Source organism: Pseudarthrobacter sp. NPDC092439, assembly GCF_044754945.1.
Lineage (GTDB): Bacteria > Actinomycetota > Actinomycetes > Actinomycetales > Micrococcaceae > Arthrobacter.
In genome coordinates this window covers 136469-156997 of the sequence record NZ_JBIVQB010000007.1, presented here as the reverse complement: position 1 = coordinate 156997, position 20529 = coordinate 136469, and the positions used below count along the sequence as shown (strand labels likewise).

General features: G+C 68.5%; 20 protein-coding genes. 8 read left to right on the top strand and 12 right to left on the bottom strand.

Going from position 1 to position 20529, the window contains the following annotated elements; all coding sequences use genetic code 11:
- Nucleotides 1-101: 101 nt before the first annotated feature.
- Nucleotides 102-1103, top strand: coding sequence for a bile acid:sodium symporter family protein (locus tag ACIQCM_RS14440; RefSeq protein WP_400607980.1), 1002 nt, complete (start codon nt 102-104; stop codon nt 1101-1103).
- 11 nt (nt 1104-1114) lie between these two features.
- On the opposite strand, the gene ACIQCM_RS14435 is transcribed toward ACIQCM_RS14440, so the two are convergent.
- Entirely contained in the window at nt 1115-1978 is an 864-nt protein-coding gene (locus ACIQCM_RS14435) for a DUF1524 domain-containing protein (protein ID WP_400607983.1), read from the bottom strand.
- Between the two features lie 382 nt (nt 1979-2360).
- Between ACIQCM_RS14435 and ACIQCM_RS14430 the strand changes: the two genes are divergently transcribed.
- The gene (locus tag ACIQCM_RS14430; protein ID WP_400607986.1) at nt 2361-2531 is read left to right on the top strand and encodes a hypothetical protein; all 171 of its coding nucleotides are present in this window, start codon (nt 2361-2363) and stop codon (nt 2529-2531) included.
- 162 nt (nt 2532-2693) lie between these two features.
- On the opposite strand, the gene ACIQCM_RS14425 is transcribed toward ACIQCM_RS14430, so the two are convergent.
- Nucleotides 2694-3077, bottom strand: coding sequence for a VOC family protein (locus tag ACIQCM_RS14425; RefSeq protein WP_400607989.1), 384 nt, complete (start codon nt 3075-3077; stop codon nt 2694-2696).
- Between the two features lie 173 nt (nt 3078-3250).
- Nucleotides 3251-4168 carry a 2-hydroxyacid dehydrogenase gene (locus tag ACIQCM_RS14420; protein ID WP_400607992.1) on the bottom strand — a complete coding sequence of 306 codons (918 nt, stop codon included), beginning with the start codon at nt 4166-4168 and terminating at the stop codon, nt 3251-3253.
- Nucleotides 4169-4558: 390 nt separating this feature from the next.
- Here ACIQCM_RS14420 and ACIQCM_RS14415 point away from each other — a divergent pair, with 390 nt between their 5' ends.
- From ACIQCM_RS14415 to ACIQCM_RS14405, 3 genes are all read left to right on the top strand, one after another.
- Complete coding sequence (locus ACIQCM_RS14415; RefSeq protein ID WP_400607994.1) at nt 4559-5233, top strand: hypothetical protein; 675 nt, start codon at nt 4559-4561, stop codon at nt 5231-5233.
- Between the two features lie 108 nt (nt 5234-5341).
- Nucleotides 5342-5893, top strand: a complete 552-nt coding sequence (locus tag ACIQCM_RS14410; RefSeq protein ID WP_400607997.1) for an RNA polymerase sigma factor — start codon at nt 5342-5344, stop codon at nt 5891-5893.
- Entirely contained in the window at nt 5890-6684 is a 795-nt protein-coding gene (locus ACIQCM_RS14405; protein WP_400607999.1) for a hypothetical protein, read from the top strand. The genes ACIQCM_RS14410 and ACIQCM_RS14405 overlap by 4 nt, the downstream gene beginning before the upstream one ends.
- Here ACIQCM_RS14405 and ACIQCM_RS14400 read toward each other — a convergent pair.
- Nucleotides 6659-6994, bottom strand: coding sequence for a cupin domain-containing protein (locus ACIQCM_RS14400; RefSeq protein WP_400608002.1), 336 nt, complete (start codon nt 6992-6994; stop codon nt 6659-6661). The genes ACIQCM_RS14405 and ACIQCM_RS14400 overlap by 26 nt on opposite strands.
- A 147-nt stretch (nt 6995-7141) precedes the next feature.
- On the opposite strand from ACIQCM_RS14400, the gene ACIQCM_RS14395 reads away from it, so the two are divergent.
- Nucleotides 7142-8569 carry an FAD-binding oxidoreductase gene (locus ACIQCM_RS14395; RefSeq protein WP_400608005.1) on the top strand — a complete coding sequence of 476 codons (1428 nt, stop codon included), beginning with the start codon at nt 7142-7144 and terminating at the stop codon, nt 8567-8569.
- Nucleotides 8570-8613: 44 nt separating this feature from the next.
- Nucleotides 8614-9804 (top strand): mechanosensitive ion channel family protein, encoded by a 1191-nt coding sequence (locus ACIQCM_RS14390; RefSeq protein WP_400608008.1) that lies wholly within the window; start codon nt 8614-8616, stop codon nt 9802-9804.
- Between the two features lie 66 nt (nt 9805-9870).
- On the opposite strand, the gene ACIQCM_RS14385 is transcribed toward ACIQCM_RS14390, so the two are convergent.
- The 7 genes from ACIQCM_RS14385 to ACIQCM_RS14355 all read right to left on the bottom strand — a co-directional run bounded on the left by ACIQCM_RS14385 (nt 9871) and on the right by ACIQCM_RS14355 (nt 18391).
- Nucleotides 9871-11232 (bottom strand): MFS transporter, encoded by a 1362-nt coding sequence (locus ACIQCM_RS14385; protein ID WP_400633686.1) that lies wholly within the window; start codon nt 11230-11232, stop codon nt 9871-9873.
- Nucleotides 11233-11359: 127 nt separating this feature from the next.
- Nucleotides 11360-12577: a formaldehyde dehydrogenase, glutathione-independent gene (gene fdhA / locus ACIQCM_RS14380; RefSeq protein ID WP_400608014.1), complete on the bottom strand. Its 1218-nt coding sequence runs from the start codon at nt 12575-12577 to the stop codon at nt 11360-11362.
- Nucleotides 12578-12915: 338 nt separating this feature from the next.
- Nucleotides 12916-13257: a hypothetical protein gene (locus ACIQCM_RS14375; protein ID WP_400608017.1), complete on the bottom strand. Its 342-nt coding sequence runs from the start codon at nt 13255-13257 to the stop codon at nt 12916-12918.
- On the bottom strand, nt 13250-15193 hold the full coding sequence (locus ACIQCM_RS14370; RefSeq protein WP_400608019.1) for a glycogen debranching N-terminal domain-containing protein: 1944 nt from the start codon (nt 15191-15193) through the stop codon (nt 13250-13252). The genes ACIQCM_RS14375 and ACIQCM_RS14370 overlap by 8 nt, the downstream gene beginning before the upstream one ends.
- Entirely contained in the window at nt 15190-16536 is a 1347-nt protein-coding gene (locus tag ACIQCM_RS14365; protein ID WP_400608022.1) for an MGH1-like glycoside hydrolase domain-containing protein, read from the bottom strand. Before ACIQCM_RS14365 ends, ACIQCM_RS14370 begins: the two co-directional genes overlap by 4 nt.
- The gene (locus ACIQCM_RS14360) at nt 16533-17330 is read right to left on the bottom strand and encodes a sugar phosphate isomerase/epimerase family protein (RefSeq protein WP_400608025.1); all 798 of its coding nucleotides are present in this window, start codon (nt 17328-17330) and stop codon (nt 16533-16535) included. Before ACIQCM_RS14360 ends, ACIQCM_RS14365 begins: the two co-directional genes overlap by 4 nt.
- Nucleotides 17327-18391, bottom strand: coding sequence for a zinc-binding alcohol dehydrogenase (locus ACIQCM_RS14355; RefSeq protein ID WP_400608028.1), 1065 nt, complete (start codon nt 18389-18391; stop codon nt 17327-17329). Before ACIQCM_RS14355 ends, ACIQCM_RS14360 begins: the two co-directional genes overlap by 4 nt.
- A gap of 121 nt (nt 18392-18512) precedes the next feature.
- Here ACIQCM_RS14355 and ACIQCM_RS14350 point away from each other — a divergent pair, with 121 nt between their 5' ends.
- On the top strand, nt 18513-19496 hold the full coding sequence (locus ACIQCM_RS14350) for a Gfo/Idh/MocA family protein (protein ID WP_400608031.1): 984 nt from the start codon (nt 18513-18515) through the stop codon (nt 19494-19496).
- On the opposite strand, the gene ACIQCM_RS14345 is transcribed toward ACIQCM_RS14350, so the two are convergent.
- A complete protein-coding gene (locus ACIQCM_RS14345; RefSeq protein WP_400608034.1) occupies nt 19493-20524 on the bottom strand; it encodes a LacI family DNA-binding transcriptional regulator in 1032 nt (343 codons plus the stop codon). The two genes, ACIQCM_RS14350 and ACIQCM_RS14345, sit on opposite strands and share 4 nt — an antisense overlap.
- Between the last annotated feature and the right edge of the window lie 5 nt (nt 20525-20529).

Here is a 20529-nt window from a genome sequence, read left to right as displayed (position 1 = left end):
GTAAACCGTACCGCCGGGCTGCCCCGCCATCCAGCGTGCAGGCAGCTGAGCTGCGGCGACACAGTTCCGGAACCGGGCCCGCGGTGTGATAGTCCGGAGGTATGCTTCCCGAATCCAAGCCTTCCTCGCCGGCGACCGGCGCCGAAGAACGCAACGCCCGCATCGCCGTCACCCTGTTCCCGCTCCTGATCCTGGCGGGAGGAGCCATAGCCCTTGCATCGCCGTCGTCCTTCACCGGGCTGGCACCGTGGATCAGCCCGCTGCTGGGGCTGATCATGTTCGGCATGGGCCTGACGCTGACGCCGCCGGACTTCGCCATCATTGCCAAGCGGCCGGTTCCGGTGGTCATCGGCGTGGTGGCGCAGTACGCGGTCATGCCGTTCCTTGGCTGGCTGATTGCGGCGGCGCTGGGCCTGCCGCCCGCGCTGGCGGCCGGCGTCATCCTGGTGGGCTGCTGCCCGGGCGGCACGGCGTCCAATGTGGTGTCCTACCTGGCCAAGGGTGACGTGGCACTGTCCGTGGCGATGACCAGCGTGTCCACTCTGATCGCTCCGCTGCTGACCCCGGTCCTGGCGCTGTGGCTGGCCGGCCAGTACATGCCCGTGGACGCCGGCGCGATGGCGTGGTCCATTGCGCAGATCGTGCTGTTCCCCGTGATGGTGGGCCTGGTGATCCGGCATTTCGCCCCCGGACTGGTTTCCAAAGCCCTTCCCGCCCTGCCGTGGATTTCGGTGCTCGCAATCACCCTGGTGGTCACCGCGGTGGTGGCCGGCAGCGCGAAGGCGATCTTCGCCGCCGGCCTGCTGGTGCTCGCCGCCGTCATCCTGCACAACGGCCTGGGATACGCCCTCGGCTACGGCGCCGCCCGGCTTTTCAAGCTTCCAGTCCCGGCCCGCCGCACCACGGCCATCGAAGTGGGAATGCAGAACTCGGGGCTCGCCGCAGGACTCGCCCGGCAGTATCTCACCCCGGAAGCAGCCCTGCCCGGGGCCATCTTCTCGGTATGGCACAACGTGTCCGGTGCCGTGCTGGCGGCCTATTGGCGCCGCGGCACCCGGGCCGGGCATGCCGGCGAACCGGTTCCGGTGGCCGTCACCGAGTAGCCCGCGCCCGGTCAGCCCTCGCAGGCCACCCCGTCGCCGTCCCCGTCCAGGCCCGAACGGTAGCCGGGCGATCCGGCATAAAGGGGCGCCGCACCGGCGTCGTACGCTTCCGCGCAGTTGGCGAAGTAGACGTCGGCGGTCCCGGCAGGCGCCACCGACGTCGGCGCCAACTGGCCCGGGCAGCCGGCCAGGACAGCGGCGATCGTGTCGTGTTCGGCCTGCGTGACCCAAAGGCTGTAGCGCGCCTTCACGGACACCTGCCGCGCCACATACTCGCACCGGAAGCCCTTGTTGCCGGGCAGCCAGGTGGCGGCGTCGCCGTCGCCCTTTTGCTGGTTGGTGGGGCCGTCCGTGGCCTGGAGGTTCAGCGGATCGTTGGCGAACGCGGTGCGCACTTCCGCGCTGAGCTGCTGTGCACCCTTCTGCCAGGCGTCGCTGAGGGCTACCACGTGGTCGATCTGGACGGCGCTGCTGGTGGTGGTGCCGCGGACAAAGCTGATCACAGTGCCGGTATACGGGTCGGCGAGGGTGCCCGACTGGACCTTGCACGGAACGCTGTTGACATACGTTTTGTCAGTCAGGTCGCGGTTGAGGATGTCGTTGCGGGTGTCGCAGCCGTTCTGGTCGACGTCCGCCCAGGTGGGCCCGAACAGCGAGCGCTCGTAGCCCGTCTTCGGCGCACGGCCCTTGACGGGGAGAGTGGCCAGAAGGTCGGCGGCCTGGACCGCCGGCTGCGCGTCCGCCGTCGTGCTTTCTGCGAACGCGGGCATTCCGGTGGTGAAGAACCCCAGGAACAGGGAAAGTACGACGGCGGCGGCGCACTTTCTGGCGGCCAGCAGGGCGCGGGAGCCGGGCAGCGAGTGGTGGTTGGGCATGGCAGATTCCCCCAGGTAGGTGCCGTAAATGGTGTCCGGCGCGGACGAGTTCGTCCCGCGCCAGCGACGAGCCTACCGGGCTGCGTCCGCCGGATTGGGCGGTTCTGGCCGACCTTGGCCAATGCTTCCGGACTCCTGCGCGGATCCTGCGCTGCCGGGCACGGGCCGGGAAATTTTCTCCGAGATGTTGATTATCAGCATACTTACTATTAATCTCGAATGAGGGAGTACGCACTACCGCTCCCAGGGGCCGCCCATAGCGGACCCGCCACAACCGGGGAAAACCCCCGGTGCGCGATACGGGCTACTGGGGGTCCGTGAAACGCCTCCCTCTTGCTCTGCCGCGCGTGGTTCAGCAGTTAAGAGCAGAAGGAGAAAGTCAATGCGAAAGCTCTCGATGATCACCTTGGCAGCTGTGCTGACCCTCGGCGGTACTGCCGTTGCCACCCCCGCCCTGGCAGATCAGCCGGGCCCGGGAGACAAGCAGTGCATCCCTGGCCAGAACGGCAACCCGCACCCCGGTTTCAAAGCCGGAGCATGCTCCAACCGCTAGCAGTTTCACGCCGGCCTGGCCGGACACCAAGGGACCCTTCCCCGCGGGGGAAGGGCCCCTTGGCACGTCCGGGCGGCCAGCCTCCGTCAGGACATCGGCAGGTGCCGGCACATCGCTTCCCGCACGCGCGGGGCAGGCGCGGATGGCTTCCGAAGCCTGCCGTTACGGCAGCGACGAGATGTTCAGGATGTTGCCCTCGCTGTCAAGGAACCAGGCTGCCTTCCCCAGGTCCGGGAGCGTGGCAATGCCGTTCTCGGTCTTGAGGCCCGGGAAGTCGTACTCCTCGAAGACGACGCCGCGGCCCCGCAGCTCTTCGACCTCGCGGTCAACGTCGCTGGTGGCCCAGCCCATCTGCGTGTTTTTCGCGGTCCCGGCGTTATCCGTCCGGTAGAGGAGGAAGCCGGAGCCGTTGCCGCAGCGGTATATGAGGTTGTCCTCGTCGACGACGGTGGCAGGCTCCAAACCCAGCTTGTCCCGGTAGAAGTCCCTGGCCCGGTTAATGTCCTTGGCCGGCAACACGGGCATGACATCCAGATCTTTGAGCATGACGATTCTCCTTGCCGCATGTAATGGCGATGCTCTCCCCCGGTTCGGTCCCGCCGTTGCAGCGGCCCGGGCCGCGAGGCCGCCCGTCGCGCCGTTTGCCGGGGCGGCCACCTGCTTACGAGGCCATTATGGGACTGAACGCGTGCAAGCGGAATAGCCACCGCAACGTAGGGTCAGGGGAGCACCACGTTGACCGGGTCCTTGCCCTCCTGCAGCAGCCCGATCTGCTTCCGGACCAGCTTGACCATGCGCGGCAACATGGCGGAACTGGCGCCCCCGACGTGCGGGGTGATCAGCACACCGGGGCTGGTCCAGAGCGGGTGGTCCGCCGGCAGCGGCTCCGGGTCGGTAACGTCCAGGGCCGCACGGAGCCGCCCCGAGGAAGTCTCGGCCAACAGCGCGTCGGTGTCCGCTACGGGTCCGCGGGCCACGTTCACCAGCAGGGCACCGTCCGGCATCGCCGCCAGGAACTTGGCATCCACCAGCTGCCGGGTCTGCTCGCTCAGCGGCACGCTGACCGCCACGATGTCGTGCAGGGGCAGCTGTTCGTACAGCGAATCGATCCCGTAGATGGTCCCGGCGGCGTCCTCGCGGGCCCGGCTGGCCATCCGCGTGATCACGGTTTCGAACGGCAGCAGCCGCGCCTCGATCGCCTTGCCCACTCCCCCGTAGCCCACCAGCAGCACCCGCCGGTCCGCCAGGCTTGGCCGCTGCGCGTTGTCCCAGACACCTGCCGCCTGGTTGCGCGCGAAATCGGGGAGCCCGCGCTGTGCGGCGATCATCATGCCTACGGTGAGCTCAGCGGTTGATGTCTCATGGACCCCCGCCGCGTTCGCGAAAACGCAACCCGGGGGCAGGACGTCCGCCACACCGTCGTACCCGATCGACTGGCTCTGCACCAGCCCCACGTCCACGCCTTCCAGCGCGGCCAGCACGGACGACTTGCCCATGTACGGCGGAACCACCAGGTCCAGCCGGCCTTCGGGCGCGGGACCGGACAGATCCCACAGCACAAACTCCACGCCGGGCATCGGCTCCAGCGCCTCCAGCAGGTTTTGTTCAGGCAGGCTGACCCGCAGCGGCGCGCTCACGCTGCCGCCTCCCCGAAGCAGCCCGGAACTGGTGGGACAAAGTGCATGGTGGCCTCCCGGCGTCGGCAGCCCGCCGCTTCCACAGCGGGCGCGGTCATCCCCTCCAACTTACTTTGAGCCGCCTTGGAATGACAGGCGTAACACGGCTTAGCGGAGGCTGTCATGTCCTGACGGTCCCGCCGGTGATCGCACCGGCCGGGAAACACACATACCCGCCCGGACCCCGCGGCCAGGCCTGGCCGGACCCGCGGCCGGTCGCCAGGGTATGACAACTTCGTCAAACTTTTTTCTAAAACCCGTAACCCCAGTGACCGGATTTTCGATCCAGTAAGTGCGGGGACATCCCGCGAAGTTGAACGCAATCCATAAAATTCGTCAACGGAGGGTCTCATGTCTTACTTCACCTTTTCAGGCAACAAGCTGGTTATGACCGCACTCGCGGCGGGCGCACTGGCCGTCGGCGGCACTGGGGTCGCGGCAATGGCCGACTCACACGGGGACACCCCGGTGGCGCCGATTACGGAGTCACCGGCGCCCGATCCCACTGAAACTGAAGCCCCGGAGCCCACCCCCACGGAGACTGAAACCGAATCTCCGGACCCGGAACCGACCGGGACCGAAACGGCTGAGCCGGAACCTACCGATGCCCCGGAACCCGAGCCCACGGAAACGGGTGACCCCGAGGAAAGCCCCACCGCCACCCCGGTTGGCCCTGACGTCACCGGACCGGCAGCCGTGGGCCTGTGCAACGCGTTCGAGCACGGCGGCCTGAGCTCCACCTCCACCGCCTACACCGTCCTGATGGAGGTGGCCGGCGGCGATGAGGCGATCGTCGACTACTGCGCCACCATCCCCGCCCCGCAGGACATCGATGACGGAAGTGTCGACGACGGCACGGACGACGGCACGGATGACGGTGAGGGCACCGTGCAGCCGCAAAACGTTGAGTTGCAGAACGAAGGCGCGCCGGCCTCCAATGGCGCTAACGGCGGCCACGGTTCGCCCGGCTCCAGCGGTGGCGCAGGCCACCAGGGCAACAGCGCCAAGCACTCCCACCACGGCTAGGAGTAGCCTGCTTTAAGGAGCGGGCACGCCGCACCGGGGCGGTTTTTTCCTCCCGGTGCGGCGCCATCCCAACGATGTCCCGCAGGGGTATCTGCCGCAGGGGGGCGGATGCAAGAAGAGATCAGCCATGAGGCACAGGCGCAGCGCCAGGCCGGTGAGGGCGCCTTTTGTGCTGTGTACAGGGAGCTCGCTCCGGCGGTCCTGAGCTACCTGCGCGCCCGGGACGTCGAAGATCCCGAGGCCATGACCCAGGAAGTATTCCTGGCACTCTACCCGCAGTTGGACGGGCTCGACGGCGGCGCCCGCGGAGCCAAATCCCTCGCCTTCTCCATCGCCCACGCCCGCTACGTGGACGAGTGCCGGCGCCGGGTGAAGACCCCCTTCAGCACCGGTTACGACCCCGATGCCGACCCGCGCCGTGCCGCTTCCGCCGAGGACCAGGTGGTGGCCGCCGCGTCCACCGAGAACGTCAAAGAACTCCTGGGGACTCTGCAGCCGGACCAGCAGGAGGTGCTGGCACTGCGGATCGTCGCCGACCTGTCGCTCGAAACCACTGCCGAAATCATGGGGAAAACCACCGGCGCAATTAAGCAGCTCCAGCGCCGCGCCCTCTGCCGGCTCCGCAAACTCCGTCCCTCTTTGAAGGAAGACGCGTCATGACCAGTGAACACACCAGGCGGAGCCGCCGCCTCGAGGACGGGCTCTACGTGGACGCGCTTCTCGCCGAAGCGGGCTTCGACGCGCGGTCCGCGGACGACGACGGGCTGCGGGACGCGCTGCTCCGGCTGCGGTCCTTCCGGACTACTGAGGTTCCGGTGCCGTGCGCGGAGCTGGCGGCGTTGATGGACGGGGCCGAACCCGGTTTCGCAAAGGTGATCCCGCTGGCAGGCCGGACACGGAAGCGTCCGCGGAAGAAGCAGGCGGCCCTCACCAGCCTGGCCGTGGCCGCTTCGCTGGGCATTGCCGGCGGAGCTGCCGCGGGGAACGAAACCGTCCGGCGCCATGCGGAGGGGACCATCGACACGATCGTCCGGTCGTTCTCCCCGCCGGTCCGGACTCCGGCCCAGGCGCCGGCCCCGGCCCCCGCACAGCCGGCGGAAATACCTGATCCGGCTCCCGACGCCGTACCTTCCCCTGCAGCAGTCCTGCCGCCGGGGACGTCCGCACCCGACGTAACTCCGGGCCACATCGGAACCCCCGGCGGCGCCGGTGCAGGCTCGGGCAAGGAGCCCTCCGCGGAAGCGGAATACGTCCCGGGCAGGGCAGCCGCGCCGTCGCCACGCGCACAAGAAGCGGACGGGATTCGCAAGCCCTCAAGCGGCACCGCACCCGGGACACCGGGCCAGCCCGGCACGCCGCCAGCGGCGGCAGTTCCGCCGGCGGCAGCAGTTCCGCCGGCGGCAGAGGACGTGCCGGAACCGAAGGTCAGTCGCGGTACTTCGCCACGGTGAACAGGAATGTCGAGTCCTCCTCAGCGTCCAGGCTGTGCAGTCCCGGCGGAACGATCAGCAGGTCCCCGGGCTTGCCCTGCCAGGACTCGGCCCCCGCGTGGAGCCGGATGCAGCCGCTGATCACATAGAGAGTGGCGTCGCCTGGATTCTTGTGCTCGCTGAGCCGGGTCCCGGCTTTCATGGCGAGCACCGACTGGCGCAGGATCTTCTCGTGGCCCCCGTAAACGGTGTCTGCGGCGCGGCCGTTAGTGGCGGCGAGCGCCGCGCTGAGCTGCTGACGGGCCAGGGCTGCGATCGATATTTTCTGCATGCGCCCAAGGCTACCCGTGTCTTGACCCTCCCGGGGCGCCGCCAGATACTGGGAGTACTGCCGCAGTTGAGCGCCGTTCCTTGCGCTTCCCCTTCCGAGATTCCGGCCGGACCAGCGACGCTCCGGCAACCAGTGGCGAGGCCACCCATGGACCTGACAACACCGCCTCCTGCAGAAGACCACACCGCCGAGGTACTGAATAATCTGCGGCAACAGCTCAGCGGACCGCTGCTCGAACCGCACGACCCAGGTTATGACGAGGCCCGGCGGGTGTGGAACGGCATGCAGGACCTTCGCCCGCGCGCCATCGCCCGCGCCGGCTCCATCGCAGACATCGATCCCGTCCTGGCCGCAGCCCGCAGCACGGGCCTGGTGCTGGCCGTGCGGGGCGGCGGACACAACATCGCGGGCCACGGCAGCGTGGAGGGCGGCCTGGTGCTGGACCTCGGCGGGCTGCGGCGCGTCACGGTGGACGCCGAAGCGCTGCTGGTCACCGCTGAACCCGGTGCCACGCTGGCGGACATTGACCAGGCCACGGCAGCCCACGGCCTCGCCGTCCCTGTGGGCGTCATCAGCCAGACGGGAATCGCCGGGCTCACCCTGGGCGGCGGCGTGGGATGGCTGACCCGCAGCAACGGCCTGACGCTGGACAACCTCGCTTCCGCCGACGTGGTGACGGCCACCGGTGAACACCTGCGTGCCGGCCCGGAGGAAAACGGCGAGCTCTTCTGGGGACTCCGGGGCGGCGGCGGAAATTTCGGCGTCGTGGCCTCCTTCACCTTCAGGGCACGCCGGCTGCCCGGTCCCGTCCTGGGCGCCAACCTGTTCTACCGGCCCGAGCACTGGAAGGAAGGCCTGCAGCGTTTCGCGGCCTGGGCCACGGACCTGCCGGAGGACATGAATCCGATCCTCAGTTTCCTGGTTTTCCCGCCGGAGTTCGGGATGGGCGCGGCACCTTGGATGATCATCGGCTGCGCCTGGGCGAACGCGGACCATCAGCCCGGGCTGGAACTCATCGGCAGGCTCCGCGATGCGGCACCCCCTGACCAGGACGAGGTGGGACCTGTGTCCTGGCCGGAGTGGCAAAGTGCGATGGACGGGCTCTTTCCAAAGGGCTCGCGTGGCTACTGGAAAAACGCCTCTTTTTCGCGCCTCGACGATGAAGTCATTGACGTGGTGATTGGCTTCGCTTCCAAGGTCGCCTGGCAGGGCACCGGAATCGACATCCACCTGCTGGGCGGAGCCTTCGCCCGCGTCCCGGAGCAGGCAACGGCCTACCCCAGCCGGGCGTCCCGCTACCTGCTGAACATCTACGGGTTCTGGCCCAGCTCCGAGGACGACGCCCGACTCACCGAATTTGCCCGTGCGGCCCACGGACGGATGCAGCCTTTCGCCGAACAGGGGGAATACCTTAACTTCCTGGGCAGCGAGGAGCGGCCGGACGTCCAGGCGGCACGCCTGACGTACGGCCCCGATAAGTACGGGCGTCTCCTCAGCCTCAAGCAGCGATACGACCCGGACAACCTCTTCAGCCGCAACCACAACATCGTGCCATCCCGGTTGCCTGACGCTTAGCCCCGATTTCGCCCCGCACGCGGCCGGTTGATAGTGATTAAGGGATGCGAGACCTACTCAACCCCGCCATGCCCTTCATCGCCGTGACGGTTGCGGTGGCTGCCGGGCTGGTCCTGTCCTGGCTGCTCCGCCGGATCGTCCTCCGGCTCAACCGCAAGCGCCCCGGGCTGCGCACCGCCTCCCGGGTGGCCCGCCAACCCCTGCGTCTGGCACTGTGCCTGGTCGGCGTCCGCGCCGCGCTGGGACTGACGGCGGCGCACGAAAGCTGGCACGCCGCCGTCGACCATTTCCTGCTCATCGGCCTGATCTCGTCCCTGGCCTGGCTCGCGGTGGCGGTGCTGCTGATCCTCGAGGCGGTGGTGCTGGACCGCTACAGCGTGGACGTGGCGGACAACCGCAGGGCCCGGAGGCTGCGGACGCAGACCATCCTGGCGCGGCGCATCGGCGTAGCCCTCGTGGTGGTCATCGCCGCGGGCTCGGTGATGCTGACGTTTCCCGCCATCCAGGCGCTGGGCGCAGGGCTGCTGGCGTCCGCGGGGGTAATTTCCATCGTGGCGGGCCTGGCCGTGCAGACGTCCCTGGTGAACGTGTTCGCGGGCATGCAGCTGGCGTTTACGGACGCCATCCGGGTGGACGATGTGGTGGTAGTCCAGAAGGAGTGGGGCCGCATCGAGGAAATCACCCTTACATACGTTGTGGTGCATATTTGGGACGACCGGCGCCTGATCCTGCCCTCGACGTACTTCACGACGACGCCGTTCGAGAACTGGACCCGCCGCCAGTCGGCCGTCATGGGCACGGTGGAATTCGACCTCGACTGGCGCGCCCCCGTGGAGGATATGCGCGCCGAGCTCCGCCGGGTGCTGGCGGACACCGACCTCTGGGACGAGCGCGTGGGCATCCTGCAGATTACCGACGCCACCGGCGGATTCGTCCGCGTCCGCATCCTGGTCAGCGCCGCGGACAGCGCCGCACTTTTCGACCTGCGCTGCCTCATCCGCGAAGCCATGGTCACCTTCCTGCAGCAGGGCCACCCGGAGTCGCTTCCCCACCAGCGCTGGGAAAAGTACGACGGCGGTACCTCCTCCCGGCAGGGTTTGGAACGCCGCCCCGACCGGGGTGAGTCGCAGCTGTTCACCGGGTCGCTGGAGGCCGTGGAACGTTCGCGCGCGTTCAGCGGCCCCGGCGAGGAAGTGTTCGAGGACCGGGACAAGCACCTGGCTGCGCGCAACTGACGTGGGCTGGTACGGCCTCGGTGGCGCCGCCGGCCGGTGCGCAGCTTCCGCTGGCCGGTCCGGCGGCTATTCCGCCCGTGGCCGCCACACCAGGAACACCGCAAGCGTCGCCGCGCAGAGGGCCAGCATGGCAGCCACCATGCGCGCCCAGCTGTCCTGGTGCACGCCGTCGGACGCGAACACTCCGATCATCACCGTGGCCGTGATCGCACCGACATACCGGCACGTCTGGTAAATTCCGGCAGCGACCCCACGCTTCTGCGGACGGCTGGAGATGAACATGCCCTGGTTCGTCGCGATGCCGAGCACGCCGTAGGGCATGCCCATGAGCGCCGTGAGGACCACGACGACGGGAATCACCAGCGTGCTTGTCAGGAGCCACATCAGGGCGGCCACCAGCGTCAAGAGGACGACGCCGGCAATCAGCACGCGCCGGACGCCGAACCTTCCCATGGCGCGCACGGCCCAAGGGGTGGCCACGACGGACATCGCCGCGAGCGGCAACATGAGCAGGCCCACGACGGCTGGGCTGTATCCGCCGGACTCCTGCAGGAGCTGCGGCAGGCCGAAGAAAACGAAGTAGTAGACGCTGCTGAACACCGCGAAGCCCAGGTAGACCAGCATCAGCGGCCGGTTCCTGCCCAGCAGCCGCAGGTCCAGGAACGGCTTGCCGAACCGAAGCTCACGCCAGGCGAACAGTCCACCGATGACAGTTCCGGCGGCGAGCATCCACCAGCGGTAGTCCGGCGCGACATTCAGCGCCGACATCATCACCAGCAGCATCGCCGCGATGAAGGCGGTGATCCCGGGAATATCCGAGTCCCGCAGCAGCTCGGCCATGCTCCCCCGCTCGCGGGAACCGTCCGGCGGCGCGGCCTTCCGGACAATCAGCAGGGCCGCGAGCGCCAGCGGCACGTTGATGAGGAACAGCGCCTCCCAGCCGACCAGGCCCACCAGCAGCCCGCCTGCCACCGGGCCGACGGCGGCCGCGGAGGTGTTGGCCATCTGGATCCTGCCGAGCGGGCGGGCGGCTTCAACTTTGGCCCGGGCGGCGATGGCCCCCACCATCACCACGGCACTGGGATAGGCGGCCGCTGTGCCCAGCGCCATGACGGCCCGCGCGACGCACAGCAGGCCGAAGTTGGGCGCGAACGGCGCCAGCGCGCACGTCACGGCGACCAGGGCCATCCCCAGCAGGAACATCCGGCGGGGCCCGAACCGATCCGCGAGGCGGCCCATTACGGGCTGCCCGGCGGCGGAGGCGAGGTAGAAGGCCGTAATGACCCACGTGACACCGGCGACATCGAGCCCGAAATCGGCGCGCAACACCACCAGGGCCACGGCAATCATGGACGAGTTCAGCGGGTTCAGGGCCGTGCCCAGGCTCAGGCCGGCGACGGCCAGTGCGGTCCGGGGCTCGTTGCTCACGGTAACAGTCTGGTCTACGCGGGACTCCCGGGCGAGTTCATGACCCGCCCCCGACGCGCCGATCCGCCTTCGCCCCACATATGCGAAAGCGCACCTCAGATACGAGGTGCGCTTTCGGATACGCCTGTCAGCTCAGGTAACCGTTCGGGTTCAGGACGTACTTCGTTGCAGCGCCCGCGTCGAACTCCGCATAGCCCTTCGGTGCGTCCTCCAGCGAGATCGCCTTGGCGTTGACATTCTTGGCAATGTTCACCCGGTCATGCAGGATGGCCATCATCAGCTGGCGGTTGTACTTCATCACCGGGCACTGGCCCGTGGTGAAGCTGAGCGATTTGGCCCAGCCAGTGCCCAGGCTCAGGCTCAGCGACCCCTTCTTCGCTGCTTCGTCAACACCGCCGGGATCTCCGGTGACGTAGAGCCCGGGAATGCCCAAGGCGCCACCGGCAGCCGTGATATCCATCAGGGAGTTCAGCACCGTGGCCGGAGCTTCCTCCGCGTCTTTTCCGTGTCCCTGCCCGCGCGCCTCAAACCCCACCGCATCCACACCACAGTCCACCTCCGGGACGCCGAGGATCTGTTCGATCTGTTCGCCCGGGCCACCCTTGGTCAGGTCAACGGTTTCACAACCGAAACTGCGGGCCTGCGCCAACCTGTCAGGGTTAAGGTCGCCGACAATCACGACGGCGGCGCCCAACAGCTGCGCGCTGGTGGCCGCAGCAAGGCCTACCGGTCCGGCACCGGCGACATAGACCGTGGAACCGACGCCCACGCCGGCTGTCACGGCACCGTGGAATCCAGTGGGGAAGATGTCTGAGAGCATTGCCAGGTCAAGGATCTTCTCCATGGCCCGGTCCTTGTCCGGGAACTTCAGCAGGTTCCAGTCCGCGTAAGGCACCAGCACGTAGTTGGCCTGGCCTCCCACCCAGCCGCCCATGTCCACGTAGCCGTAGGCACTGCCGGGCCGGTCCGGGTTCACATTCAGGCAGATGCCGGTCTTGCGCTCCTTGCAGTTGCGGCACCGCCCGCAGGCTATGTTGAAGGGCACCGAGCAGAGATCGCCGACCTTGATGAATTCGACATCGCGGCCGACTTCAACCACTTCTCCCGTGATTTCGTGTCCGAGCACGAGGTTCGCCGGTGCCGTGGTGCGGCCGCGCACCATGTGCTGGTCCGAACCGCAGATGTTCGTGGCCACGGTCTTTAGGATCACCCCGTGCGGCACCGGGCGACCCACGTTGTCCGGATTAACACCCGGCCCGTCCTTCAGTTCAAAACTTGGGTAGTCAATGTCGATAAGTTCGACCTCGCCGGGAGCCTTATACGCGACTGCCTTGTTCCCTGTCATTTGTCTCTCCTCTGGCCAGGCTGACCGCGTGCGGACAGCCATGATTACTGGGTAGTGACGCGCCCCTTCGGCCAGGACTGCGAACCGGGCACCAGCCGTTGTCTTCGGCTGGGTCGTGGCGGGACGCTCTCACCGGCGCGGCCGATGGTCAGTGGGGTCCGCCCAGTCTAGGCACGGAGGAGCGGCAGCGCCAGAGGTAGTAAGCCGGGCTTCCTATCGACACGCAGATTCGGGTTCGACGCGCATGCGCAAAGGCGCACCTCAGATATGAGGTGCGCCTTTGAATAGCCACGTCGAGAGCAACTTTGCGCGTCCAAAACGGACGTTTCCGGAAGCGGCTAGGCCCCGCCGGGCTGCTCCCGCACCAGCCCGAACGGCACGGCGGGGTGGGCACGGACCACGTAGCAGCCGTCCCCCACGTCGGTGATCATGATGCCGGTGCCGTAGCGCTCGGCCGCCTCCTCGACGGTCCGGACCGCATCCGCCAGGGCCTGCTGCAGCTGGGCCTTGTCCTTGACCCGGACCTCCACCATGCCGGCGCTTCGCGCTTCCGGGGCAGCGTTGACCCCGGTGGATGGAGGAACCTGGGCGGCGCCGGTGGCAGGACTGCCACGGCCGGCGCGTCCCGCCGTCGTCCGCGGACGCCCCTCGGCGCGGGGACGCTCACGCAACCTACTCACCTCCGGCTCCACTGCCGCCGCCGGCCAGGCGCTCCGCCGTCAGCCCGGCCGCAGCCGCCCAGGCCTGCGGGGAGCCGGCGTGGTGATACGTGACCGGGACCGGGAAGCCGGTCCGGGAGAACCCGCCGAACAGCTCCGGGAGCGTATTGCCGAAGTGCGCGGCAGCATCCCGCATGCCGCCGGCCACCTTGCGGGCCTCGTCGAGGAAACCGTAGGCGGCCATGCCTTCGGCGGCGAGCATCGTGTCGTGCGGCCACACGGACCCGTTGTGGTAGGACATCGGGTGGTAGTAGAACTGGCCCTCGGCGAGGGTCCGGATGCCCCAGCCGGTGAAGAAATCCGGCTCGAGCAGCCGGGTAGCCACGGCGCGGGCGTCCTCCGGGTCCAGGATTCCGGCCCACAGCAGGTGGCCCGCGTTGGACGCCAGGGAATCCACCTGGGCACCTTCACCGTCCACGGCGAGAGCGGGGAAATCGTGGACCTCCATCCAGAAAGCCTTCCGGAAACGGGCTTTGAGCTCGTCGGCGAGGACGCGGAGGGTCTCCGCCCAGGCGGTATCTCCCCAGTGCTCCGCAGCGACACGGGCGCATTCGCGCAGGCCCCGCCACGCATAGCCCTGGACCTCCGCCAGGGCGATGGCACCCTCGGGCTGGCGGCCGTCCGCTCCCGCCACGGCGTCGAACGAGTCCTTCCAGCCCTGGTGCAGCAGCCCGTTGGGGTCCGGGGTGTAGCGGAGGAAGCCGGTGGCGCGGAGGCCGCCGTCCCCCAGCATCCAGTCCACGGCCGCGCGTGCCGGCGCTTCGAGTTCGCGCAGCAGCGCCGGGTCCTTGACCTGGCCCAGAGCCATCAGGAACAGCGGCGTTGAATCCACGGTGCCGTAGTAGCGGCCGTAGGGAACGGCGCCCAGCTGGGCCAGTTCGCTGATACGAACCTCGTGGACCATCTTGCCCGGCTGTTCCACGCGGGACGGATCATCGACGGTGCCCTGCGTCGCCGCCATGGCCCGCAGGACGTCGGCCAGGAGTTCAGGCCGCTCCGCCCGCGTCAACAGCGTGGACAGCAGCGAATCCCGGCCGAACAGCGTCAGGAACCACGGAAGGCCGGCTGCGGGGATGGTCAGCTCCGGCTTGACGGGGCAGGGCATGAGCAGCGAGTCGAGATCGGTCAGGCACTGCCTGCGGAGGGCGCTTCCCTCAGGGTTGCGCACGACGCCGGCACCGGCTGCCGTCCGGTCAGCACCTGCGGCTGTGGCTGCGTTGGCCGTGCTTCCGGCTGCGGTGGACCGCGCCGCAATGCTGAGGCTGCGGGACTCGCCCGGGCCCACCGGCAGCTCCCAGGAAAGCACCGCGCCCACGAAGCGGTCCGCTGCCGGCTCCCGGCGGACCGACGGCGGGATGCTGGCGGTTACCCGGGTACCGGCGGTGAAAGTACGCCCACGGTAGGTGTGCCGGTAGTCGAAGTTGAGGGAGCCGTCGTCGTCCACGGAGAGGCTGCTGGCCGCGCCGCTGAGGTCGAAGGTGCGCCCGTCCGTCCGGACCGTGAACTGGTCCGCGAAGTCCGTTCCGGCGCGCAGCACCAGCCGCGTCGTGATCGGTTCGCGGCCCAGGTTGCGGATGGAGAGGGTCTCGGTCAGGCCTGCCGCGTCCAGTTCCTGGCTGCGGAAGACGAAGAGATCGTGGGTCTGGTTGCGGCGAGCCACGGGGCTGAGTGCGGTGTCGCGGCGGCCCGGGCTACGGACTGTTCCGACGTCCCAGAAGGTGGAGTCGTCGATTTCCAGGATCCAGCGGGACAGCAGTCGGGTGTCCGCCACGTAGAGGCCTTCGGTTCCCTGCGCCGGCGCGTCGGCGGTGCCGACGCTGCCGTCCGCCGCGCCGCGCATCATGGCGCCATGGGCCACCAGGACCGAGACGGCTGAGGGAGGAGGAACGGCGGTCATGACGGGCTCCCGTGGTAAGTGGTTTCGAGGGCGAGGGCGGCGGTCCAGCTGAAGCTCCGGGTGCCGTGCGCGGCCCCGGTCCAGGGGTCCACGTATTCGGGGAAGTCCTGCTCCGCGGCAAGCCGGGCAATGTTGTTGCGGAGGAAGGCGGCCTTCCCGGTGTGGCCCTGCTGCTCCAGTGCGACGGAGACCATCCAGCTCATGTTGAACCAGGCCGGGCCGCGCCAGTACAGGGCGGGGTTGTGGTCCTCTGCCGTGGCATCGTAGCTGGGCACCATGAGGGCGTTGTTCCCCATGAAGCGCGGGCCGTAGAGGGTCTCCAGCAGGGCGTCCGCGTGCGGCAGTTCCGTGAGCAGCAGCGGGATGAGGCCGTTGACGGTGGCTTTGTGGACCATGGTTCCGTCCGTGGCGTCGCGGGCGGAGTAGCAGCCCAGTTCCGGAACGTAGAGTGCCTCCAGCGCAGCGCTGATCCGGCCGGCCCGCTCGAGGTGCGCCTCTGCAGGCAGCCCGAGTTCAGTGGCGATCTCCGCCAGCGCCAGTTCCGACACCGCGAGGAGGGTGTTGAAGAGCGGATCCTCCATCAGGAAGGGATAGTCCGGATCCGCGTCATCGCAGTTGTGGTCGCGGTAGCGCTCCGCCATCCAGAAATATTTACCGTACTCCTTCTGGCTGGGGCGCTCGCCGGCATCCGCGTGCTGCAGGTCAGGCCGGTTCAGGACGGTCTTGCAGTCGCCGGGGATACGCTTCATCACGGTGTCCCACAGCGGGGAGTTGTCCGTGCCCGACTCCCAGGGGTGGACGATGCATGCCAGCCCCGATCCGTTGCGGTCGCGCCGCCCGGAGAGGTATTCGTGCCAGTGCACCAGCTTGGAATAGTTCCGTTCCAGGAAGGAGCGGCGCCTTGATTCCGCGGGGTCGGCCTGGTGGATCTTCCAGACGGCCCAGGCGTGGTTGGGCGGCTGGACCAGTCCGGCAGTTTCAACGTGCTTCGGGGCGCCGGGGATCCGGCTGGACTGCCAGAACGAGGCGCCGGGGGCGTAATCCGCGTCGCGGTAGGGATCGAAAATGATCTGAGGCAGCCTGCCGTCGTCCCACTGGCCGGCGAAAAGGGCGTCCATCTCCTGGCCGGCCCGCCGCGGGGAAATCCGGCTCAGGCCGATGGCGATGAAGGCTGAGTCCCAGCTCCACTGGTGCGGGTACAGGCCGCCGGCGGGAACCGTGTGGGTCGTGCGCCAGTTGGCTTCCAGGACGGCAATGGACCGGGCGGCAATCTGCCGTGCGCCGACCGCAGCCGCGGCACCCGCGGCCGTTCCGCCGTCGTCAGTTGTGGCAGGGGTGTTCACAGGTACCTCCCCAGCAGCGCGGGGACGCGCGGGAGAACGTCCGATGCCGGCCCGGACAGCCGCGATTCAAGCGCCACGGTTCCCTGGTAGCCGATCGATTTCAGGGTGGCGCCGAACAGCGCCCAGTCGATGTTTCCTGCGCCCGGCTCGAGCCGGTTGGAGTCGCTGGCCTGGACGTGGCCGATGAAGGCGGCGGCGGCCTGGAGCGCGGCGGCCGGGTCGCTTTCCTCGATGTTCATGTGGTAGGTGTCCGGGGCGAGCTTCACGGACTCCAGCCCGACGAGCTTCAGCAGCCGCACGCCGTCGGCAAGACGGTTGACCATGTGGTCCTCGTAGCGGTTCAGCGGCTCAAGGTAGATCTCCACGCCCTCGGACGCGGCGTGCTCCCCCAGCGCGGTGAAGGCTTCCACCAGGACGGCGGTGTCCTCCTCGTCGGTGCGGGGCGGGACGAACGGCGGGAGGCGCTTGGAGAACATGCCGTAGGACGCGGGCGTCATCACGCCGCGGCCGCCGATCTCCGCCATGACGCTCAGCTGGGATTTGAGCTGGGCGACGGCGTCCTTCCGCAGGTCAGCGTCGAACGCGCCGACGAAGTGGGTCATGTCCACACAGGCGGTGGGCATGACGACCCCGGCCTGGCGCGCCCGGCGCAGTTCCGGCAGCCGCGCCTGGAACTGCAGGTCCCCGGCGGAGCGGAGCTCGATCCCGTCATAGCCCCAGGCCACGGCCTGCTCGAATTTCTCTTCCAGGCTGATGCCTGGAAGGTGCTGCTCCTGCACGGTGATGAGGGTCATGGGAACTCCAATACAACCTGGAGGGCGGATGCGGCATCCGTGTCCAGGAGTTCGTAGGCCTTGGCTGCATCAGCCAGGGGGAAGGTGTGGGTAACAAGCGAGGGGGCGTCCACCAGCCCGCGGGCGAGGTGGTCCGCAACCGTCTGCTGCAGCCGGGGGACCGTCCAGCGGGAACGGAGCCGATTGGGGACGGAACCGATCTGTGAGGCCAGGAGCTGGACCCGGTTGTGGTGGAACTCTTCACCGAAGCGAACACCTGCAGCCTCGCCCTGGTAGAACCCTGCGGCGATGACGGTACCGTCAGCTCCCACCGCGCGGGTTGCCTCATGCAGGGCCCTGTAGTTTCCGCTCAGCTCGATGGCCACGTCCACGCCCGCCCCTGCGGTGATCCGCCGGATGCCTCCCGCGAGCTGCGGAGTGGGCGCAAGCGCATGGCCGGCACCCCATTCCAGGGCCTTGTTGCGCCGCGCTTCGATGCCGTCCACGGCTATCACGTTGGCGCCATTCAGCACCGCGAAGCGGGTGGCCAGCAGGCCAATGACTCCTTGGCCGAAGATGGCCACCGTGGAACCCGGTCCGAGGTCGGCCGCAAGCACAGCACTCAGTGCGATGGCGCCCACCCGGACGAACGCCCCGGACATCGGGTCCACGCCGGGTGGCAGGACGTGGCCCCGCAGCTGCTCTGCCGCGAGGATTCCTTCGTCCCGGTGGCCCCAGATGCCCCAGACCACGTCGCCGGGCTGGACGGGCGGGTCCGCTTCGGCACCTTCAGTTCCGGCGCGGACAGACGGGGCAACCTCCACCACTTCGCCCACTTCCGAGTAGCCCCAGCCGTCCAGCGGATATCCAAGGGACTCCTGGCCGGGCTCGAAGAGGCGGGACTTTGGGTCCCACACGGAGGTCAGGTAGGGGTTGGTGCCGCGATAGGCGGTCAGCTCGGTGCCGGCGGAGATACCGGAGTAAATGGTCCTGATGCGGACCTGGCCCGGCTCAAGCGGCGCGGGAGGCTGATCAATGATGGCGACGCTGCGGGGCGCCGCTATTCGCAGGAATCGGGACACTGTGGGGCGGTCCTTTGACGTCGGAAAGAGTGGATGCACTCATGTGATGCAATCGACATTAGCATAAGAACTAGCCCACTTGTGTATAGAAATTATGCAGAATCTGCAGTACGTTTTTCCCATGACTTCCTCCCCTGCTCCTGCCCCCTCAGCGGCCAGCTATCCCCCGGTCCGGGTCGGCTTGGTCGGCGCGGGCCAGTGGGCCGCCACCATGCACGCTCCGCTCCACACCGCCGGAGCCGAAACGGAGTTGGTGGGCATTTGGTCCGGCGGCGGCCGCAGCTCTGCCGCGCTGGCCGCGCAGCACGGAGTCCGCGCATTCGAATCCTTCGAGGAATTGCTGGCTTCCTGCGAGGCGGTCGACTTCGCAGCTCCGCCCACCGTCCAGGCCGCGCTTGCCCCGCGGGCAGCCGATGCCGGCCTGGCGCTGCTCCTGGAAAAGCCGCTGGGCGGCTCGCTGGAGCAGGCGTCAGCGGTGGCCGAGGCCGTGCGGCGCAACCGGACGCCGAACGCGGTCGTCCTCACCAAGCGGTACCACCCGCGGACCCGGTCCTTCCTGGCCGCCGCTGCCGAACTCGGCGAGGAGGCGCCGGTGCTGGGCATCACCGGAACCTACCTTCACGGCGGTTTCCTGGCCGGCGGCTTCCTGAGCGCAGGTCTGCCTTCGGGCCAGCGAAAGACGGGCTGGCGGGACGAGCTCGGCGCCCTGTATGACCTTGGCCCGCACCTGCTGGACCTGATGGAGCTTGCGGCAGGACCGATCGAGGCGGTCAGCGCCCACGGCAGCCGGGACTACGCAGCGCTGACGACCTTCCATGCCGGCGGTGCCACCGGCCAGGCGTCACTGTCCGGATCCGTGCAGCTGCCGGCGGTCAGGACCAGACTCAGCGTCTACTCCCCCGCAGGGACCCTGGACTACACCACCGAGGGGATGGACCATGCAGAATGCTGGCCCATCCTTCGCCGGGAGTTCGCCGACGCTGTCCGGCTGGGGAGGACGCCCACCGTCGATGTGGAGCGGGCCGTGCAGATCCAGGCGATCGTTGAAGCCGCCGCCCTGTCCGCCCGGGAGGGCGGCCGCCGGATCGCAGTTGAGCGGACCTAATAGCTGTGCACGCTGACCGGCAGCTGGACCACCCGCGGTTCGGGACCCGCCTTACCTTCCAGCCGCTCGAAGAGCATCCTGGCGGCCGCGGCCCCCAGTCGCCGCGGATCGTGGGACATCACTGTGAGCGGAATGCCCAGGAGGTCGGCGAGCTCCACATCATCGAAGCTGGCCAGCGCCGGCACGCCGGCATCGTGCCCTTCCGTGCGCCACTCGCAGATGGCGCGCAGCGCGCCCACCGTGGTCCGGTTGTTGGCCGAAAAGAAGGCTGTGGGCGGCTGGCGGCAGGCCAACTGCCGGTGCACGGCGGCTGCCGCCAATGCCGTGTCCCTGACGGCGGCCAAAAGGCCTTCATCAAACGCCGTGCCGGCGTCCTCGAGGGCCTGCCGGAATCCCTCGTAGCGCCGCTGCGCCGTGGACGTGCCCGCGAGGTCGCCGATGAATCCGATCCGCCGATGGCCCTGTGCCAGCAGCACCGCGGTTCCCGCCGCAGCCCCGTTCACGTCGTCCACGAGGGCGGCGTCGTATTCCGTGTTGCCGACGGTCCGCGTGGCCAGGACCACGGGAAGCGCACCGGCCCCGGGAAGGGCCCTCGCTCCGGGCACGCTCTGTGCGGCAAGGTCCCGCCCCGCGGGCACCAGGATCACGCCTTCCAGCTGGCGGTCCGCGAACTCCGCCAGGAGCCGGTCTTCCTTCCCGGGATCGCCACCGCTGGTACCCATGACGATTTGCCTCCCGTATGCGGCCGCAACCTCCTCGACACCGAGGGCGAACTGCCCGTAGTAGGGGTTGGCGAGGTTGGTGACAGCCACCCCGATGAGGCCGGTGGGCTTGCGCAGGCGGGTGTTCCGCGCGCTCTGGTTGGGCCGGTAGCCGAGTTTTTCCACCGCAGCGCGCACGCGGTCCTGCACCTCGGGGCGGACGTTGCGGCCGCCGGCCATGGTCCGGGAAACCGTCATCGGGCTGACACCGGCCAGGGCTGCGACGTCCCGGACGGTGGGCGCAGAGTTGGCAGTGGTGCCGGACATTTTTT

Bases quoted from the DNA above. Each gene is read 5' to 3' on its own strand.
- ACIQCM_RS14440 (WP_400607980.1), top strand. From the start codon at position 102: ATGCTTCCCGAATCCAAGCCTTCCTCGCCGGCGACCGGCGCCGAAGAA.
- ACIQCM_RS14435 (WP_400607983.1), bottom strand. From the start codon at position 1,978: ATGCCCAACCACCACTCGCTGCCCGGCTCCCGCGCCCTGCTGGCCGCC.
- ACIQCM_RS14430 (WP_400607986.1), top strand. From the start codon at position 2,361: ATGCGAAAGCTCTCGATGATCACCTTGGCAGCTGTGCTGACCCTCGGC.
- ACIQCM_RS14425 (WP_400607989.1), bottom strand. From the start codon at position 3,077: ATGCTCAAAGATCTGGATGTCATGCCCGTGTTGCCGGCCAAGGACATT.
- ACIQCM_RS14415 (WP_400607994.1), top strand. From the start codon at position 4,559: ATGTCTTACTTCACCTTTTCAGGCAACAAGCTGGTTATGACCGCACTC.
- ACIQCM_RS14410 (WP_400607997.1), top strand. From the start codon at position 5,342: ATGCAAGAAGAGATCAGCCATGAGGCACAGGCGCAGCGCCAGGCCGGT.
- ACIQCM_RS14405 (WP_400607999.1), top strand. From the start codon at position 5,890: ATGACCAGTGAACACACCAGGCGGAGCCGCCGCCTCGAGGACGGGCTC.
- ACIQCM_RS14400 (WP_400608002.1), bottom strand. From the start codon at position 6,994: ATGCAGAAAATATCGATCGCAGCCCTGGCCCGTCAGCAGCTCAGCGCG.
- ACIQCM_RS14395 (WP_400608005.1), top strand. From the start codon at position 7,142: ATGGACCTGACAACACCGCCTCCTGCAGAAGACCACACCGCCGAGGTA.
- ACIQCM_RS14390 (WP_400608008.1), top strand. From the start codon at position 8,614: ATGCGAGACCTACTCAACCCCGCCATGCCCTTCATCGCCGTGACGGTT.
- fdhA (WP_400608014.1), bottom strand. From the start codon at position 12,577: ATGACAGGGAACAAGGCAGTCGCGTATAAGGCTCCCGGCGAGGTCGAA.
- ACIQCM_RS14370 (WP_400608019.1), bottom strand. From the start codon at position 15,193: ATGACCGCCGTTCCTCCTCCCTCAGCCGTCTCGGTCCTGGTGGCCCAT.
- ACIQCM_RS14360 (WP_400608025.1), bottom strand. From the start codon at position 17,330: ATGACCCTCATCACCGTGCAGGAGCAGCACCTTCCAGGCATCAGCCTG.
- ACIQCM_RS14350 (WP_400608031.1), top strand. From the start codon at position 18,513: ATGACTTCCTCCCCTGCTCCTGCCCCCTCAGCGGCCAGCTATCCCCCG.
- ACIQCM_RS14345 (WP_400608034.1), bottom strand. From the start codon at position 20,524: ATGTCCGGCACCACTGCCAACTCTGCGCCCACCGTCCGGGACGTCGCA.